Below are 16,428 nucleotides of genomic sequence, written 5' to 3' on the forward strand. Positions count from 1 at the left end.
GCGTGGTGATGGTTTTTGCGGCAGGGTTCTCGCCGATACCATTTAAGCTATTTACTGTAGCCAGTGGTGTTGTGGGATTACCGTTGATGCCATTCTTGGGTGCAGCGGCGTTGAGTCGTGGACTGCGCTTCTTTCTGGTGGCGGGCCTGCTCAAACGATTCGGCGAACCAGTAAAAGACATTATCGATAAATACTTCAATCAGCTGGCACTTTTGTTCTGCGTTTTGCTGGTCACTGGTTTTATGGTTGTGAAGGTGATCTTATGAGATCTTTTAGAAGCCTTGCACTGCTTGCCTTAGTTTTTGAAATGGTAGGCTGTTCGTCTCTGCGCACTGGTAAGGTCCCGCTGGGAACTCATGGTTCTCGGGTTGTCTCGCGCTATCAAGGCACGCCATTACGCATCGTGTCACAGCCTAATCAAGCAGGCGTTACACAGTACACTGTTCAATCCGGGGACACCCTCTGGGGCATTGCCAATTCGCATGGCGTGGCTTTGGGCGACCTCAAGCGTGTAAACTCAATCGATCAGCCCAAACAGCTGAGTGTCGGCCAGGTCCTACTTGTGCCAGGTGCAGTGGTCGTGGCCGGCGCAAATAACGAAGCTTCTGCAAAACGACGAGTCGGTAAAAAGATAAAGTATACGCTTAGTTGGCCACTTAAGGGCGTTATTACGACGCGGTTTGGCAAGAAGCATGGTCGACCACATGATGGCATTGATATCGCTGCAGCACGGGGTGAGAAAATTCATTCTGCCGGCGCCGGGAAAGTCCTGTATTCGGATAAGCATGGCGGTTATGGCAACCTCGTTGTCATCCAACACGACGGCGGTTTGGTCACGGTTTACGCTCATAATTTGAAAAATCTTGTAAAAAAAGGGCAGCAAGTACGCGTTGGACAAAACATCGCTTTGGTGGGTGACAGCGGTAAAGCCAGTGGCCCGCACCTGCATTTTGAGGTCCGAAGGGGCGCTGATCCGCAGAATCCCATGGGTTTTTTGCCTCCCTAGTCGACGAACCCGAATTGCGTCAAAAGTTGTGAGCAAGCCCGTTTCTCACGCATCGCGTTGATGTTTAGCTTGACCTCAATACCCGTGTGAATTTATCTTCCGCCCTCGGGGTCTAAACCGTTGGGGTTGCCCGAAACGTCCGTCCGGGCGCGCATACCTTTTTGGAGGAAAAATGAAAAAGCTCATGTTGTTGATGGCTCTTGGTGTATTCGCCGCCACAGGTTGTGGTGGGGGAGACGATACTGATGACCCATCCGACCCATCCGATGACCGCCAGCCTTGTGAGGTTGCCAGTAACTGTGAACCAGGTGAGTTCTGTGATGACGGATACTGTGCACCATGGGAAGGCTGTACGCCTGAATCTGGTCAGCCAAACAGCTGTGAAGCAGGCATGATTTGCGATGACGACTTCGTTTGTAAGTCTGTCGAGCAAAAGTGCGAAACAAGCGCTCAGGGTTGCGAATGCCATATCGTTAACTCCGCAGGTCAGCTTGCTGCAGAAGGTACACCGCGAATCGTTCTAGGTGCTGGTGCAAGCATGCAAATTGAGGCTGTCCTTGCAGTTGTCCAAGGCGCGCCGCTTCCAGGTGCAACTTTTACCGCTGAAATAAGTGGTGACAGTTTTACTGCTGACGGCACCGGCATTGTTGCTGGCGACGCTGCAGGAGAGTCTACGTTGACAGTTGAATTTGGTGCTTACGCTCAGTGTAATGCAACTCTGGTAAACTTGGGTGCAGTTGGCGACGGCAATGTCCGCGTATACGTCTTTGATGACCTCACGAATCAGCCCGTAGAAGGCGCAACAGTCATTATTGACTCAAATGCCGACGGTGCAGATGACGGTGCTACTGCACCAACAACTGCAGACGGGACCACTGAAACGACTGTTGCAGTTGATGGTACTTACAGCGTGACTGTTTTTGCTGAAGGCTACAATTACCTTTCAATGGTTGGTCTGACTGCTTCAAGTGCAAGTGACATTTCGGTTCCACTGAGCTCACGCGCTCTTGAGCCAGAAAAAGGTGGCTTCACCGGTCAGCTTAACTTTGAAGAATACGAGCAGCGTTACCTCGGCGGCGATGCTGCAGCGGTTAAAGCTGGTGTTGTTGCAGGTAGCCTTCCACTCAAAGCCCTGTTGAACTTCAATACGGATCTTCTGATTGGTGAAATCTCAGAGGCAGACTGCTCAGTAGATCCTGTTCCTGCAGGTTGCTATGAAGTGTCGATTGCCGGTCTCGTTGATGAAACCATTGCACTGCCTGGCGGCGTAGTCGCTGGTCTTGCAGCCACTCCAATTAAGCCACACTTTGACTCGGTAGCAGTACCTGGTCGGCGTTATGCATGGAGCCTCGGGACAGAGGTTGAAATTGCGGACTTAAGCGGCGTTATCAACGTAGCTACTCCTTACCTAACTGATTGCTCATGTGACGCTACAGAAGATGTGTGTGACGAAGCAGCCGGTGGTGAAGGCGATTGTTCTTGTGACCTCGATTGTGGTCTGAACTTAGATATTGGATCTCTTTACGATGATATCGTTCCACTGATTTCAAGTGTTGCAACGGGTCTTAAGGGTAACTTGTCGCTTCCTGCGGGAACCGCACAAGCTTGGACGGAACACATTACAGGTGAGTACGGCTCAGCTGACCGTTCATCTAGCCCTGATTATCCTGTCCTTGATGATGGTACTGGTGAGTACGGCAAGCTCGCGCTTCGTGAAGCGTGGAGCCGTTTTACGGCATTTGCTGCGCCTGCGTTGCCAGCAGATCCACTTAATCCAAGCAAGAAGATGGAAGCCATGCTTGCAGTAACAGGCATTCAGGCTAAGGGCATGGGTCTTGTACCTCTTGGTCTTGGTCTCGCACTGGACTGCACAGAAGGTGATTGTCTAAGCGAAGACGGTGAGTTTGACGGCGTTCTTAACGGCGGCCAGATTTGCTACTTCAGCCTTGATGAAACTGAAAACCGATGTCCTAAGGACGTCTTGGCGATTGCACCTGAAGGTCAATTGCCTGGTGGCCACCTTCCTTTGTTCAGCGCACCTCCTTTCGCTGGCCTGGAAGCAGGCTCACCTCAGCGAACAATCATTATCGCAGCACCCGTAACGGAACTGCTTAATGACTTGTCGCAAATTCGCATCAGTGCGATTTTGGTGAACCACAGTGAAGGCGAAGGCATTGAGACGGGCATTAGCAGTCAAATTGCTAACCGCACGTTCCCTGAAGAATCAGGCGCGATGGAAGCCATCACGGGTCGTATGTACACACCAACGAAGGATGCTGACCTGCACTGGGCAACATTCTCTGTTGGCGGTGAAGGCGAAGGCGAAGTTTCTACTCGCTGGAACGTATACTTCGCGGGCGCATCGACATTTGAGGCACCAGCGACTCCTGCATGGGGTGCTGATCCATTTGCTCCAAATGCATCTGGTAACATCAACGTAACTCACATGCTCTTGGAGCTTGCTTCAAGTGACTTGGGTACGATGGCTTCTAATAACGGAACTAGCTTAAACGGTGTCTTTGACGTCGTCGAAGCTGCTGCTGTTATGAGCCGGGATGTCCCTGCGCAGTAATAAGTGCTAAGTAAACCGGCGCAGGAGCATTGAACGCTTCTGCGCCGGTTTTTTTTTGTTCAGATTTCGAGTGTTTCTTAAGAAGGCAATGTTCAATGATTGAAGTATCAACCGAAGGCTTGTTTGCTCCTCTGCTGGAATCAGGTCCAGATAAAACTATCTGGGAGCCCCAAGTAGCTGAGTTACGGATTGCGCATCGGGAGCTTATGGCGCGGCGCGGTAAAGACTTGGGTTTTTACGACCTTCCATTGAACGAGGAGTTGGTTAAGTCGATTGAGTCCGAAGTACAGCGGCTGCGATCTCTGGCTGATGACCTTTTGGTTCTTGGTATCGGCGGCTCAAGCTTAGGCGGCCAAGCTTTGGTAGCCGCCCTGAATGAGACGGGACCCAATGGGAACCGAGTTCATTTTCTCGATAATGTTGATCCGGACACCATCAATAGAACGCTGGATGGACTTAAGCCTGAGCGAACTGCGGCTGCTGTGATCACGAAGAGCGGGGGGACAGTGGAGACTCTTGCTCAGCTGCTGATTATTCGCGGCTGGTTCAAAAAGAGCTTGGGGCAGGGTGAATCGCAAAACAGGATGGTGTTTGTAACCGACCCTGAAAAAGGCCTTCTGCGAGAACTCTCTAAAACCGAAGGTATTCGTACCTTCGACGTACCTGATAATGTTGGCGGACGCTTTAGCGCTCTTACACCCGTTGGACTCTTGCCAGCGGCATTCGTGGGTATTGATATTGGTGAAATCTTGGCTGGAGCACGGGATATGCTCGCCAGGGTTACGGAAAACGAGATCGAAGAAAACCCGGCCTGTATGATGGCTGGTGCGGCGATGCTAGCGGCTAATAAGTTGGGTAAAAGTTCGTTGGTGATGATGCCCTATTCTGATTCACTTCGCACATTAACCGATTGGTTTGTTCAGCTTTGGGCGGAATCTTTGGGTAAGCGGCTTAATCGCCATGGTGAAACTGTTTTTGCCGGACAGACGCCGATTCCTGCGGTGGGAGCAACCGACCAGCATGCTCAGCTTCAACTCTTTGTGGAAGGTCCGCGAGACAAGCTTGTGACGCTTATCGAGGTTGTTCAGCCACGCCGGCCCTTACCCATACCTGATGAGCTGCTTGACGTACCTGAACTTACATTCCTTAGGGGTCGAGACCTGTATGAGTTACTGGACGCCGAGCGCCGAGCGACTCGGGCCGCTCTATTGGATGCAGGGGTTCCGGTACTGGATATTAAGGTAGATAAGATTGACGCCCACCATATCGGTGGGTTGGTGCTGCTTTTTGAGGCAGCCTGCGCATGTGCGGGAATTATCACGGGAATTAACCCTTTTGACCAGCCAGGGGTTGAGGCTGGGAAGAAGATGGCACTGGGTCTGTTGGGCCAAGAAGGCTTCAGTGAATATGCGGAACGGGTGTATCTTCGTGAAGAACTTGCTATAAGTTGAGTGGAAGGGAGAAGGTCGACGCAATGGTAGAAGACGAATCAGACAAGACGATTATCATGACTTCACCTGTTGAGGATGAGAACGATAAGACCACCACTCTTCACGTAGCCCTTGTTGTTTTGCACGGCGGAGATATTGGTAAGCGTTATCCGTTAGAAAAGCCGGAGATGATTCTCGGGCGTTCACCGAAAGCAGAAATACGAGTCGATGCCGAGGGAATCTCGCGCAAGCATGCAAAGTTGTTCCTACGCGGCGGGCACGTCTATATCGAGGACCTTGGCTCGACGAATGGGACCTTTGTAAATGACCAGCAAATAACCGATACCCAGCTCCATGACGGAGACTATCTAAAAGTTGGCGATACTGTCTTGAAGATGGTTTCCGGCTCTAGCATTGACTCCAAGTTTCAAGATGACATGTACCGCCTAACGACGATTGATAGCTTAACCCAAGCTTTCAATAAGCGTTACTTTCTTCAACGCTTAGACGATGAGCTAAAGCGATGCTTACGTTACGGTCGTGAAGTCTCTTTAGCCATGTTTGATATCGACCACTTCAAGAAAGTGAATGACACCTACGGCCACCAGGCCGGTGATACGGTTCTTCGAGACCTCTCGAAAAATGTAGCCAATTTGGTACGGGTAAATGATGTTTTCTGTCGCTATGGCGGCGAGGAGTTTGCCATCATCTTGCCGGAAAGCTCTCTCGACGATGCGACAGTTGCTTGTGAGAAAATTCGAAAAGCAATCGAGGAATATACTTTCAGTCATAATGACACACAGATTCCCATTACGATAAGCATCGGTGTGAAAACTCTTGATCCCAGCGCCGGCGACATTACGCCCAATGAGATGATTGAGGCCGCGGATAAGCTTCTCTATGAAGCAAAGCAGCAAGGTCGCAATCGCGTCTGTAGTTAAGGTTTACCAAGCAGCGCATGTTAGAGAGCTCGCTCCCAGAAGACCAGCCGGTCATCAACTTGCTTGAATCGCACGTTATTGATCAGATAGCGGCGGGAGAGGTCGTCGAGCGACCGGCCTCCATTGTTAAAGAGTTGGTTGAGAACTCCGTAGATGCAGGGGCAACTTCGATTCAAGTGGATATCGAAGGCGGCGGTCTTGGCCGCATTACCGTAACGGACGATGGTGTCGGAATGGGGCCAAACGACTTGCGTCGTTCCTGGCAACGCCACGCTACCAGTAAACTTCTCAATCCTTCCGATTTATTTTGTATCGATACCTTTGGGTTCAGAGGCGAAGCACTGTCCTCTATCGCGTCGGTAAGCGAGATGACGATTACCACGCGAAGAGCCCGTGACTCTGTTGGGCTGGCACTCAAGATTAAGGGTGGCAAGCTGGTCAGCGAAACACCCGTGGGCTGCCCGCAAGGTACCAGTATCGATATTCAGCAGTTATTTTATAACACACCCGCCAGGCGTAAGTTTCTGCGTTCGCCGGCAACGGAGCAAGCCCATGTTGTTGACGCATGCCTGCGAACGACAATGGGCTCTCGCCGAGTTGGTTTAGTTTTGACTTCGGGGCGCCGCCGCTTGGTTGATGTACCTGCAGATGTTCGTGGAAGAGAGCGCATTGAAATTGCCCTCGGCAAACGCGTGGGTGCTCTATGTGATTTCGAGTACGCCTCAGAGGGGGTTCACGTGACTGGCTTCCGGTCCGGACTGGAAGTTGATAGAGGCGACTCAAAGGGGATTTGGATTTTCGTAAACGGGCGCTATGTTCGAGATAAAATGCTACAGCGTGCGGTCATCGAGGCATTTCGTTCCATGGTTCAGCGGGGCCGTTATCCCATCGTTGTTATCTTTGTAGACATCGACCCTGAAACGGTGGACGTTAACGTCCATCCGCAAAAGCTCGAAGTCAGATTCAGTGAGGCAGCGCCGGTTTATCGAGCACTCGCCTCTGCGTTGGCGGTGAGTGAAGAAAAGATACCGCTCCCAACCCGTAAACTCGAAGAAAATAAAATTCGAGTAGAGGAAGCCACGCACCGTTACTTGGCGTCTGAACGGCCCATAAGTAAAACCCAACCACAACCCCGTAAGCAGCTGGCGCAGGCGCCCAGGCCCCAGCAAAGAAGCAATGACGAGCACAGAAGCTCGGGAATGAGCCCAGCGAAGCCGACACCAGCACCAGCCGAGCGTCAGTTAAAGCCGACCGCTCATCAGATTGAAGGGGAGTGGGTTCGGCCCTGGGAAGATGTGGTGGGGATGGCTCTTGATGACCTCTTTGTTTTTTACTCACCAACGACCGCGCGCCAAGAGCTTGCGTTTGCTGCCTTACGCCTAAGCCAAGTCGTTACCCAGAGGCGACTGATGCTTCCATTCCCGTTCTCAGCAAACGCGAACACCCTAGAGGCATTGGAAAACGCGATGCCCTGTATTGAGGCACTTGGTGCGTCGATGGAGTCGATTGGCCCCGGCCGCTACTTGCTAAGGGCAATGCCTGAAGTGCTGGGCGACTTGGATGGTGCGGTCTTGGTCGAAAAGACGCTCTCTGTATTGCCGAACCTCACGGGTTCAGTATCCTTGACGTCTGAGCTGGTGAGGGCTTGGGTTTCCGTGATGCCGAGAGGTTCAGCACCTTTGCAGCTGTATGAGGTACGGGACTTGCTTGAAATCGATTCAGCCAAGGGCACTGGAACCCATGGGTTTTATAGGTATCCGGTCACGAAGGTTGTTAGCCATGCGGAAGTTATCCATAAGACTTTGCCGGTGGTTTAAACGAGTTTTTTAAACATCTCACGATTCGACTGATAGCCAGCACGCGCGTAAAACCGAATGGCGCGAACTGCTGCATGGAGAAGAACGTGACCGATGCCTTGTTCCTTAAACCATGTCTCGCATTGCTCTAATAAAGCGGCGCCGACCCCTGTGCGTCGATGGGTTGGACGTACATACATCTGGTCTACATAGCCGCAACGGTTGTCTGGTCTAAGCCTGAAGATGGGGTCGCTCGATAGGATATCGCCACGACTTAGCCCAACACAGGTAACCTCTTCGAAGGCGAGAAAAATACAGACGTTTTCGCTGGCCAGAGCACTCGCAATATCACCGGGGAGCCGAGACTTTATGTCATGATTGCCATCACCAGAACCGAGTTCGTCGATGAGTTCGTTCATCAAAGCCACAACCAGCTCTAAATCACTATCCGTTGCTTTGCGAAACGTTATGCCTTCGTCCATACCCGAGAGGATCCCTTGTGTCCTGAGTCTATATAATCATAGCCAAGAGCCAGGGCTTTGGCGAGCGTCGACCGCAGCGAGGCTCCGGTAGTCAGATTTGGCCGTCTTTTAAGTATGTTAGGCTTGTAGATTCTCTACCACAACCGCTGCTGCTTCGCCGCCGCCGATACAAATCGAGGCGCAGCCGTAGCGTAACCCTTCGGCCTGCAAAGTATGGAGCAAAGTGACAAGGATACGAGCACCGGAACATCCGATGGGGTGACCCATTGAAACTGCGCCGCCACGGACGTTAACCTTTTCAGGATCGAGTTCTAAATCACGGATAGAAGCCATTGTTACCACTGCAAACGCCTCGTTGATTTCCCAACGGTCAATGTCGGATGCGTTGAGACCAGCTTTATTGAGAGCCTTCTTAGCGGCTTCAACAGGTGCGGTTGTGAACCAATCAGGCTCATGTGCGAAAGAAGCTTGACCGAGAATCTTGGCCATTGGCTTCAACCCAAGGCTTTTGGCTTTTTCTGCAGATGTTACGACCATCGCGGCCGCTCCGTCGTTGATTTTAGAAGCGTTGGCTGCCGTTATCGAGCCTTCCTTGTCGAATGCTGGACGAAGTTTTGTCATCTTATCGAGCGGCGCTGCCCAAGGCTCTTCGTCTTTGTCCACGACGACTGGGTCGCCCTTGCGCTGTGGAACCGATACGGATGCCAGTTCGTTGTCGAACGATCCGGCCTCAGCGGCGGCCTGCGAGCGGTGGTAGGATTGAAGCGCGAATGCATCTTGTTCTTCACGGGTGAAAGCATATTTTTTGGCACAGAGCTCTGCGCAGTTGCCCATGTGCTTGTCGCCGTAGGGGTCCCAAAGTCCGTCTTTTATCATTGAGTCGACGAGTTTTGCGTCGCCCATACGAAAACCGTCACGCGAACGCGGAAGAAGGTGAGGGGATGCCGACATATTTTCCATGCCTCCTGCTACAACCGCTTCCCATTCCCCGGCTCGGATACCGTTACTTGCATCCATCACGGCACGAAGGCCTGAACCACAAACTTTGTGGAGTGTGATCGCGCCAGCGCTCATCGGCAATCCTCCAAAAATTGCGGCTTGCCTGGCCGGTGCCTGGCCAATACCTGCTTGGAGTACATTCCCCATGATCACTTGCTCAATTTCCTCGGGGGCGATCGAGGCGGTTTCGACGGCTGATGAGATGGCGGTAGCGCCCAGTTTTGGAGCGGTTACACCGGATAAAGCGCCTTGAAAGCGGCCAATTGGGGTTCTTTTTGCGGATATAATAACGACTTCTGTCATAGCGTCTCTCCCTTGGGGATCAGGTTTGTGTGACCGGCCCGCGTCCTACCAGATAGCTCTTGGTGTCGCCATACCTCCGAATAGCGAAGAGTCGGTTCGTTCAAACTTTTGATGTTTTCTACAAAAAAAGTGAATCTTTGGGCGAACAATCGTTGACGTTCGCACTGGAGCTGTGTAGTTACGGCCTCCCGGCGGGTCGTTAGCTCAGTTGGTAGAGCATCGGACTTTTAATCCGGTGGCCCAGGGTTCGAGCCCCTGACGACCCACCATTCCCCCCCCCTCCGGAATCAGCTTGTTATGGTTTGAGTAATCAAACTCCCAGAGCTGAATGCGGGGAATATCCAAATCATTTAACGCGTTGCATATTTGTTGAGTCTAGGCCGTTTGCCTTCGCTTCGACTTGGTGTAAGACCGTCTACGCGCGCGATGAAGCGCGAACCGAGGAGGCTGTGGTGTCTGATCCTGCACTCAGAGAATTTAACGAACTCAAGCGTGAAGTAGTAGAAGCGCGTAATCAGTCTATAAAGACCGATAATCAAATCAAGAATCTATCACTCGACATGAAGGGTTTTGAAACCCGGTTCGATAACCTTGAGAAGCGTGCACGTTTCGCCACGATCGGCGCTTATGCCATCGTCGCATTAACTATTTCAGTCGCCGCTTATTTCATCTCCTCAATCTCAATCGAGGGCATCCGAGAAAATGCTTTTCAGGCCGCACAAGATGCTGAGCGCTTAAAGCAAGAGCTTGCGGCTCGGTCCGCTGAGCTCGACACGCGGCTAAAGCGTGTTGCGGACGACTCGAAAGTTCGGTCACAGGCTCAAAGCATGGCTTTGGAGCTTCTTGGGCACCTGAAGGCCAACCGCAAAAGCGAAGCCGCACGTCTTTTACCGGAACTCGACATGGCACTCTTGTCACCACTTGAGCGGCAAGCGGTCGGGCCGACTCTAACCGATTTTCAAACAGCGGCGGGCGAAGAAGCCTACCGTAACGGACGTAATTTCCTCTCAGCGAGCCGTAAGACGGACGCCATCAAGGCGTTTCGCGAGTCTTTACGAATCTCTCCCGAAGGCCGCTATGCGAACTCAGGGCGTTACTTGTTGGGGATCACCTTACGCGAAAGCCGAAAGTACTCCGACGCTATCGAGGTCTTTGAAGCGATTCGCAAGAAAGAGACAGACCGCAATGTGATTGATGAAGTGCTCTATTGGCACGGTTACTCTCTATTGCAGGTCGGTGATGCGGACGGCGGACGTAAGATTCTAGAATCTGTCGTTGCATCAGGAAGCCGTCATGCAAGTGCGGCAAAGACTCAGTTGGCTGGGCTAGCTCCCACGGCGGCTCCAACCATCGCACCTTAAGAAGTTATTATCAGCCAGTGATGTTCCACTGACGCTCTTGGCACACAGGAACAAGCGCAAGAACCGCGGGACGGTGTAGAAGTCCATTGGTGGCCAGAACCCCAAAGTGCGTGTTTGGCTTCGTTTTATTATACCGCAGTGGTTCCCCACGGATATCTGTGACGGTTCCGCCGCTTGCTCTCAAGATAGCTTCGGGGGCACAGGTATCCCATTCCATCATTCTGTCGGACGTTGAGAGATACATTTCGGCTTTGCCCATGACGATGTAGGCTACTTTCAGGCCAACACTCCCAAGGGGTTTCTCATTCTTAACCCCGAGCCGCTCTGCAACCGCTGTTACCGTGGAAGAGCGGTGAGAACGCGAAACAACCATCGATGCATCTTGAGGCGTGGAGCACCCAGTGACGCCGTGTTGAATGTCCTCACCGTTGTGGATCACACCTGACATACCGTCAGCACCCCACATCAAGAGGTCTTCGGTGGGCTGATATACAACGCCAGCCTTGGCTTCTCCATCAATCGCTAAACCAATCATAACGACGAACATTCCATTTTTATCAATAAATTCACGTGTTCCATCCAATGGGTCGACACACCAAAGCCGGCGATAGCCTTGCCGAGCCAGGTCATCCGTGGATTCTTCGGCAAGGATAGCGTCATCAGGAAAAGCTTCCCGCAGCCCTTTAACAATTAGTTCGTTGGCGTCTTTGTCGGCTACGGTTACCGGGCTGTCATCGCCCTTTATCTCAACTTCCGTGCCCTGGGCGTAATGGTTCATAATGATAGCGCCCGCCGCCCGTGCAAGTTCAATTGCGGTTTCAAGCTCCGGGGCCAAGGATAGGTTGCCGAATGTGGTCATAAGCAGTAAGAGTCCTTCAAATTACCGGCGCTTGGCGGCCGGGATGTCTTAGTCTTGTAGTACTGAGTACTTACAATATTCGCCGTGTAAACGGTACGCGTCTTTGAGAGCATAGGGTAACAAATGGCAGGCAATATAAAAAATCTGATCCTCATCGCGAGTGGTAAAGGCGGGGTAGGCAAATCTACAGTCGCCACAAACGTGGCTTTGTCGCTATCCCACTTAGGATTCCGTACAGGGCTCCTCGATGCCGACATTTACGGTCCCTCGATTCCAACCATGCTGGGCTCTTCACCACGGCCGTCTTCCCCCGATGGGAAAACGATTGTCCCGGTCGAGAAATACGGACTGAAGCTGATGTCGATGGGCTACATGGTTGATCCCGATGTGGCTATGGTTTGGCGTGGCCCAATGCTCGCTGGTGCTGTCACCCAATTTGTCAACGACGTTGATTGGGGCGATTTAGATTACCTCATTTTCGATTTGCCTCCAGGCACGGGTGATATCCAACTCAGTTTGGCTCAAAAGGTAAAAGTCACGGGTAGCTTGCTTGTGACCACACCCCAGGATGTGGCGTTGGCTGATGTTTACCGAGCCAAGTCGATGTTTGACCGGGTACGTATCCCGGTGATGGGTATCGTGGAGAATATGAGCTATTTTGTGGCCGATGATGGTAAACGGTATGATATTTTTGGTAGCGGCGGTGGCGAGCGTGCAGCCGAGGAACTCAACATTCCATTGATGGGACAAATTCCAATCGAACCTAAAGTCCGTGCTTGCGGTGACAGCGGTGAGCCGATTGTGCAAGCTGCACCCGACGCCGAGAGTGCAAACGCGTTTAGAGACATCGCGAAACGCCTCGTAGAGGCTGTTGATGCAAGCAATGCAGCAGCGGCTGAAGGCGCTCCGAAGGGCCGCGGGCTTCTCAAAATCGTAACCAATTAACGGATGTTTTCATGAATCGTCGATCAGTTGTTTTTGCTCTCTTGACGACCGCTTGTGCAACGTCACATGGCGCTTTCGTGGGAGATAGCCTTGAGGGCGCCACCTTAAGTGTCTCAAGTTTGGATGTGAATGGTGATGGCTCGGTTGATGCTGCTGATCATGCGCTGCTCGACGGACTGGCGAAGGCAGCTACTTCAAAACTTGGGTCAGCTCCGGCGCCAATCAGCACACCCTTGTACAAGGGTATGGGCGACCACGATCACGCATCCCTTCTAAAGCTCGCGAAGCAGAAATCAGGGCAGTGGGATCTCAGTGCCTATGATGAGTCGGCGTTGCGCAGCTTGGCGGCAGAGTCGAAGTGGTTGGCATCTCAAGTTAAGGTTGTTGGTAGCGTTAATGTCGGACCGGAAAAAGAAGCGCTACTCGCGGGTCTTCTTACCAGTCACTTTCCTGGGTATTCGGCCGATTCCATGACACCGAAGGCTGTCTGTGAGGCCATTCAGCTTCTCGACACCAAGGCTATTCACGCTCAGGGCTTTGCCCTTACAGCCGTTTTTGATTTGGACGAAACGCTCTGGGACGGCCACGGTATCGACTACTTTTTAAGTGCTCTGGTGGAGAGTAAGAAGGTAACTGAGCAAGCACACCCAGCGATGGTTGAGGCACTTCTTAAGGTCGAAGGCGTGAACGCTGATTTGGTCCGAAAGAACTCGATTCAGGACAATGCGGCTCTTGTCTTGAAGCATGCGACCGATGGCTCGCTGCCGAAAGCTCAGCGCTTGAATCGAAAAGACGGCTTCTATCTGGTCGCGGCCATGCTCGCAGGAATGAGCAAGCAGGATGCTTACAAAATTGCCCAGCGCTCAATGACTCAAGGCAGCAGCGCTTACCCGCCACTGCAGGGTAAGTTCTACGACGACCCAAGCGGGTGTTCCATGCGACGGATCGTGGCTCAGCTTCGCTCCAGTGGTTTCGATGTTTATTTCATCTCTGCCGGCCTCGATATCTTGGTTGATGTAGCGGGCGATATGCTGGGAGTTGGACCGGAAAACCGCATAGGGAGCCTCCAGGAAGCCAAAAACGATAAGTATACAGGTAATGTCGATAGCACTTATATGCTTAAAGGCTCGATTGTCCGAGAGTGGCTCGGTGGTCCCGCTTACTTGGCCTTCGGAGACAGCGTGAACAGCGATTTCCCGTTTATGCTTGATGCTTCTGGGCCAGCGTTTATGATTAATCCAGATGAGCGGTTTAAGAAAAAGGACCTCGAGAAGGCCAATGGCCGCTTTGTCGAACTTCGTTTCAATAAAGTCGAAGGCGGTAACCCTTAAATTCCTTCCGCCATGCAACCGTGATAAGGATTTGGGCCATGAGTAATAATTCTTCCATCCTCTTGTTTCTTGTAGCGTTCTCAAGTGGCCTAATTGGCTGTGGTACAGACTCAGCTGCATGCGGGTCTCGTTTTCAATCCGATAGTGACCTGGCTCCACTGCTGACCAATTTCGAGCTGAAAAGACAGCTGGATGGGGACCCATGGACCCTCATATTTTCGGCAACCTTCGAAGACTCCAATGGCGACCTGGGCGGACTGGGGCAGGCTAAATTCTTTCTGAGCGGAGAAGAGGCTGCAACTTTGAGCCTTGATGATGTCTTTCGTCAAAGTGGTGTCACTTTGGATGCTACGGACGGTGTATTGGCCTTGCCGCTGCGTTTCTCGGAAACAGTAAGTGACGGCGCTCAAGTGGTTCTCGGCTTACAGCTTTACGACAGCAATAGCTTTGCCAGCAACTGCTACTCCCTCGGCCTTGAGTTCAATGTGGATGAACTCCCTTAAACAAGAATCGCACGACCTCGTTATATCCTTTGAGAAAGAATCCCCTCGATGAGTGAAGAAGAACCTAAAGAGTCAGACGAAAGCGTCCAAAGCGGCGTAACCGATACCATTCGCAAGGCTGTTTTCGGCAGTATCAGCAGCTTGTTTATGAGTGAAGAGAGTATCAAAGGGCAGCTCGGTGAATTGCCACGGGATGCGCTGAATTATCTTGTGGGACAAACAGAGAAAACGCGCGATGAGTTTTTTAAAATCGTCACTCGAGAGTTTCGCACTTTTCTAGACGGGGTTGACCTATCGAAGGAGTTGCCAAAGATATTGCAGGGTATGAACATCGAGGTGAAAGCAAATATACGCTTTAAAGAGGGCCAAGACCCTATCGTCGACATAGAGGCTGCGGTACAGCACGACTCGGACAGTGAACCACCTGAAACAGATAACGAGGCACCAGACAATGCCGAAACAGGAACTGAAAATGAGTGAAATTCAATCGATTGGTGTTGTAGGCGCCGGCCAGATGGGGCGCGGAATTGCTCAGACCGCAGCACAGGCTGACCTTGATGTGTATTTAGCCGATGTTGATCTAAAAACTGCGGTCCAGGGTAAAGAAGTTATCGCCAAGGGGCTTCAGAAACTCATTGCCAAAGGTAAAATTAACGAGGAAGCCAGTGAGGCTCTGCTGGCCCGCATTAATCCTGTAGATGGTATCCCAAGCATGCACGACCTCCCATTCGTGGTTGAGGCTGCTACTGAACGTGAAGACCTTAAGGCGAAGATTTTTAAGACGATGGATGAGCACATTGGGAAGGATGCTATTTTCGCATCGAATACTTCTTCAATATCCATTACCCGCATTGCTTCAACCACGAACCGTGCAGAGCAAGTGATCGGTATGCACTTCATGAATCCAGTGCCAATCATGAAGTTGGTGGAGGTCATCCGGGGTGTCTCTACGGCCGATGATGTTTACGATAAAACCATTGCGCTGGCCCACCAGATGAATAAGGCCACGGTAACCTCAAAAGACTATGCAGGGTTTATTGTGAACCGAGTCTTGATGCCGATGATTAACGAGGCGGCTTTTGCTCTGATGGAGGGCGTGGCTACCGCCGAAGATATCGATACTGCCATGAAGCTTGGAACCAACCAGCCGATGGGCCCTCTGACCCTTGCTGACTTTATTGGCTTGGATACATGCCTCTCGATCATGGAAGTTCTTCATAACGACCTCGGAGACCCTAAATACCGGCCATGCCCGCTCTTGAAGCGATTGGTAGAAGCAGGGCGTTTCGGCCGTAAATCAGGTCACGGGTTTCATGCCTACGGTTGATTATTGATTACGATCTCTAAATAGAAATCGTCATTTAGGCGATTTCTCAGAGAACTTTTCGAGGCTTCCCGGGCGTCCTGCCTGCGTTCCCAACTGACCTTGTAACGGCCGACGGCTTTAAGGCTCACACCGAAACTCTCGCAACCGGCCTTGGCGGATTCTCCCAGTAATAGTCGAATCTCTATAGCTTGCTCCTGATTGGGTGCAGGCTCCCAATAGGAACCTGAACTTGCCGGAAGTTCGACTCTAAGCTCTTGGCCACATATTCCCTGCACAGTTTGCCGATTGTTTCGTTCGCTTAGGGTTTGCCTTCCTCGGAGAAGTTCTCGTTCATGGTTTTTAAGCTCAGCGGTTAATGCCTTCTCGAGAATTTCAACGCTACGCCTCGTGGCCTCTGGGTGTCCGAGGAGTTCAATGAGTGAGTTCTGGAAATGCCGAGTCGTCAGTCCGCTGCTGCGGATCGAGCGCAAAATGCTTAAGGCATCGAGAAAGGTGACGGCCTGTTTCGAATGGAGCGTTGCTTCAATGAGTTTACGCGTCGTTTCAGTCAATTTACGGCCTTTCTTTGTCTTA

The 16,428-nt window shown here is 51.8% G+C and carries 16 protein-coding genes and 1 tRNA gene; 13 read left to right on the top strand and 4 right to left on the bottom strand.

Annotation, left to right across the window (positions count from 1 at the left end):
• From HOK28_08270 to mutL, 6 genes are all read left to right on the top strand, one after another.
• A partial coding sequence (locus HOK28_08270; protein ID MBT6433070.1) for a DedA family protein occupies positions 1–266 on the top strand: 266 nt, incomplete at its 5' end.
• The gene (locus HOK28_08275) at positions 263–1,006 is read left to right on the top strand and encodes a LysM peptidoglycan-binding domain-containing M23 family metallopeptidase (protein ID MBT6433071.1); all 744 of its coding nucleotides are present in this window, start codon (positions 263–265) and stop codon (positions 1,004–1,006) included. The genes HOK28_08270 and HOK28_08275, both read left to right, overlap by 4 nt.
• Before the next feature lie 172 nt (positions 1,007–1,178).
• Positions 1,179–3,578 (top strand): hypothetical protein, encoded by a 2,400-nt coding sequence (locus HOK28_08280; protein MBT6433072.1) that lies wholly within the window; start codon positions 1,179–1,181, stop codon positions 3,576–3,578.
• Between the two features lie 95 nt (positions 3,579–3,673).
• Positions 3,674–5,029 carry a glucose-6-phosphate isomerase gene (locus HOK28_08285; protein MBT6433073.1) on the top strand — a complete coding sequence of 452 codons (1,356 nt, stop codon included), beginning with the start codon at positions 3,674–3,676 and terminating at the stop codon, positions 5,027–5,029.
• A gap of 23 nt (positions 5,030–5,052) precedes the next feature.
• Positions 5,053–5,949 carry a diguanylate cyclase gene (locus tag HOK28_08290; protein MBT6433074.1) on the top strand — a complete coding sequence of 299 codons (897 nt, stop codon included), beginning with the start codon at positions 5,053–5,055 and terminating at the stop codon, positions 5,947–5,949.
• Between the two features lie 17 nt (positions 5,950–5,966).
• Positions 5,967–7,766, top strand: coding sequence for a DNA mismatch repair endonuclease MutL (mutL, locus tag HOK28_08295; GenBank protein MBT6433075.1), 1,800 nt, complete (start codon positions 5,967–5,969; stop codon positions 7,764–7,766).
• Here mutL and HOK28_08300 read toward each other — a convergent pair.
• Both HOK28_08300 and HOK28_08305 read right to left on the bottom strand, forming a co-directional pair.
• Complete coding sequence (locus tag HOK28_08300) at positions 7,763–8,227, bottom strand: GNAT family N-acetyltransferase (protein MBT6433076.1); 465 nt, start codon at positions 8,225–8,227, stop codon at positions 7,763–7,765. The two genes, mutL and HOK28_08300, sit on opposite strands and share 4 nt — an antisense overlap.
• A 117-nt stretch (positions 8,228–8,344) precedes the next feature.
• Positions 8,345–9,529 carry an acetyl-CoA C-acetyltransferase gene (locus tag HOK28_08305; protein MBT6433077.1) on the bottom strand — a complete coding sequence of 395 codons (1,185 nt, stop codon included), beginning with the start codon at positions 9,527–9,529 and terminating at the stop codon, positions 8,345–8,347.
• 193 nt (positions 9,530–9,722) lie between these two features.
• Between HOK28_08305 and HOK28_08310 the strand changes: the two genes are divergently transcribed.
• Together HOK28_08310 and HOK28_08315 are read left to right on the top strand one after the other, a co-directional pair.
• Positions 9,723–9,798, top strand: a tRNA-Lys gene (locus HOK28_08310).
• Positions 9,799–9,981: 183 nt separating this feature from the next.
• Positions 9,982–10,890 (top strand): tetratricopeptide repeat protein, encoded by a 909-nt coding sequence (locus HOK28_08315; protein MBT6433078.1) that lies wholly within the window; start codon positions 9,982–9,984, stop codon positions 10,888–10,890.
• 10 nt (positions 10,891–10,900) lie between these two features.
• Here the strand turns inward: HOK28_08315 and HOK28_08320 are convergent, their stop codons facing one another.
• Positions 10,901–11,749: a 3'(2'),5'-bisphosphate nucleotidase CysQ gene (locus HOK28_08320; protein MBT6433079.1), complete on the bottom strand. Its 849-nt coding sequence runs from the start codon at positions 11,747–11,749 to the stop codon at positions 10,901–10,903.
• Between the two features lie 123 nt (positions 11,750–11,872).
• Here HOK28_08320 and HOK28_08325 point away from each other — a divergent pair, with 123 nt between their 5' ends.
• From HOK28_08325 to HOK28_08345, 5 genes are read left to right on the top strand one after another with little or no spacing between them, the layout of a single operon-like run.
• Positions 11,873–12,694 (top strand): Mrp/NBP35 family ATP-binding protein, encoded by an 822-nt coding sequence (locus tag HOK28_08325; protein ID MBT6433080.1) that lies wholly within the window; start codon positions 11,873–11,875, stop codon positions 12,692–12,694.
• An 11-nt stretch (positions 12,695–12,705) separates the two neighbouring features.
• Positions 12,706–14,025, top strand: coding sequence for a hypothetical protein (locus HOK28_08330; protein MBT6433081.1), 1,320 nt, complete (start codon positions 12,706–12,708; stop codon positions 14,023–14,025).
• A gap of 38 nt (positions 14,026–14,063) precedes the next feature.
• Positions 14,064–14,528: a hypothetical protein gene (locus HOK28_08335; protein ID MBT6433082.1), complete on the top strand. Its 465-nt coding sequence runs from the start codon at positions 14,064–14,066 to the stop codon at positions 14,526–14,528.
• A gap of 48 nt (positions 14,529–14,576) precedes the next feature.
• The gene (locus HOK28_08340) at positions 14,577–15,008 is read left to right on the top strand and encodes a hypothetical protein (GenBank protein MBT6433083.1); all 432 of its coding nucleotides are present in this window, start codon (positions 14,577–14,579) and stop codon (positions 15,006–15,008) included.
• Positions 15,001–15,855: a 3-hydroxybutyryl-CoA dehydrogenase gene (locus tag HOK28_08345; protein MBT6433084.1), complete on the top strand. Its 855-nt coding sequence runs from the start codon at positions 15,001–15,003 to the stop codon at positions 15,853–15,855. Before HOK28_08340 ends, HOK28_08345 begins: the two co-directional genes overlap by 8 nt.
• On the opposite strand, the gene HOK28_08350 is transcribed toward HOK28_08345, so the two are convergent.
• A complete protein-coding gene (locus HOK28_08350) occupies positions 15,846–16,406 on the bottom strand; it encodes a hypothetical protein (GenBank protein ID MBT6433085.1) in 561 nt (186 codons plus the stop codon). The genes HOK28_08345 and HOK28_08350 overlap by 10 nt on opposite strands.
• Positions 16,407–16,428 lie beyond the last annotated feature (22 nt).

The sequence above is a fragment of the Deltaproteobacteria bacterium genome, from assembly GCA_018668695.1.
In the GTDB taxonomy this organism is placed as follows: Bacteria; Myxococcota; XYA12-FULL-58-9; order XYA12-FULL-58-9; family JABJBS01; genus JABJBS01.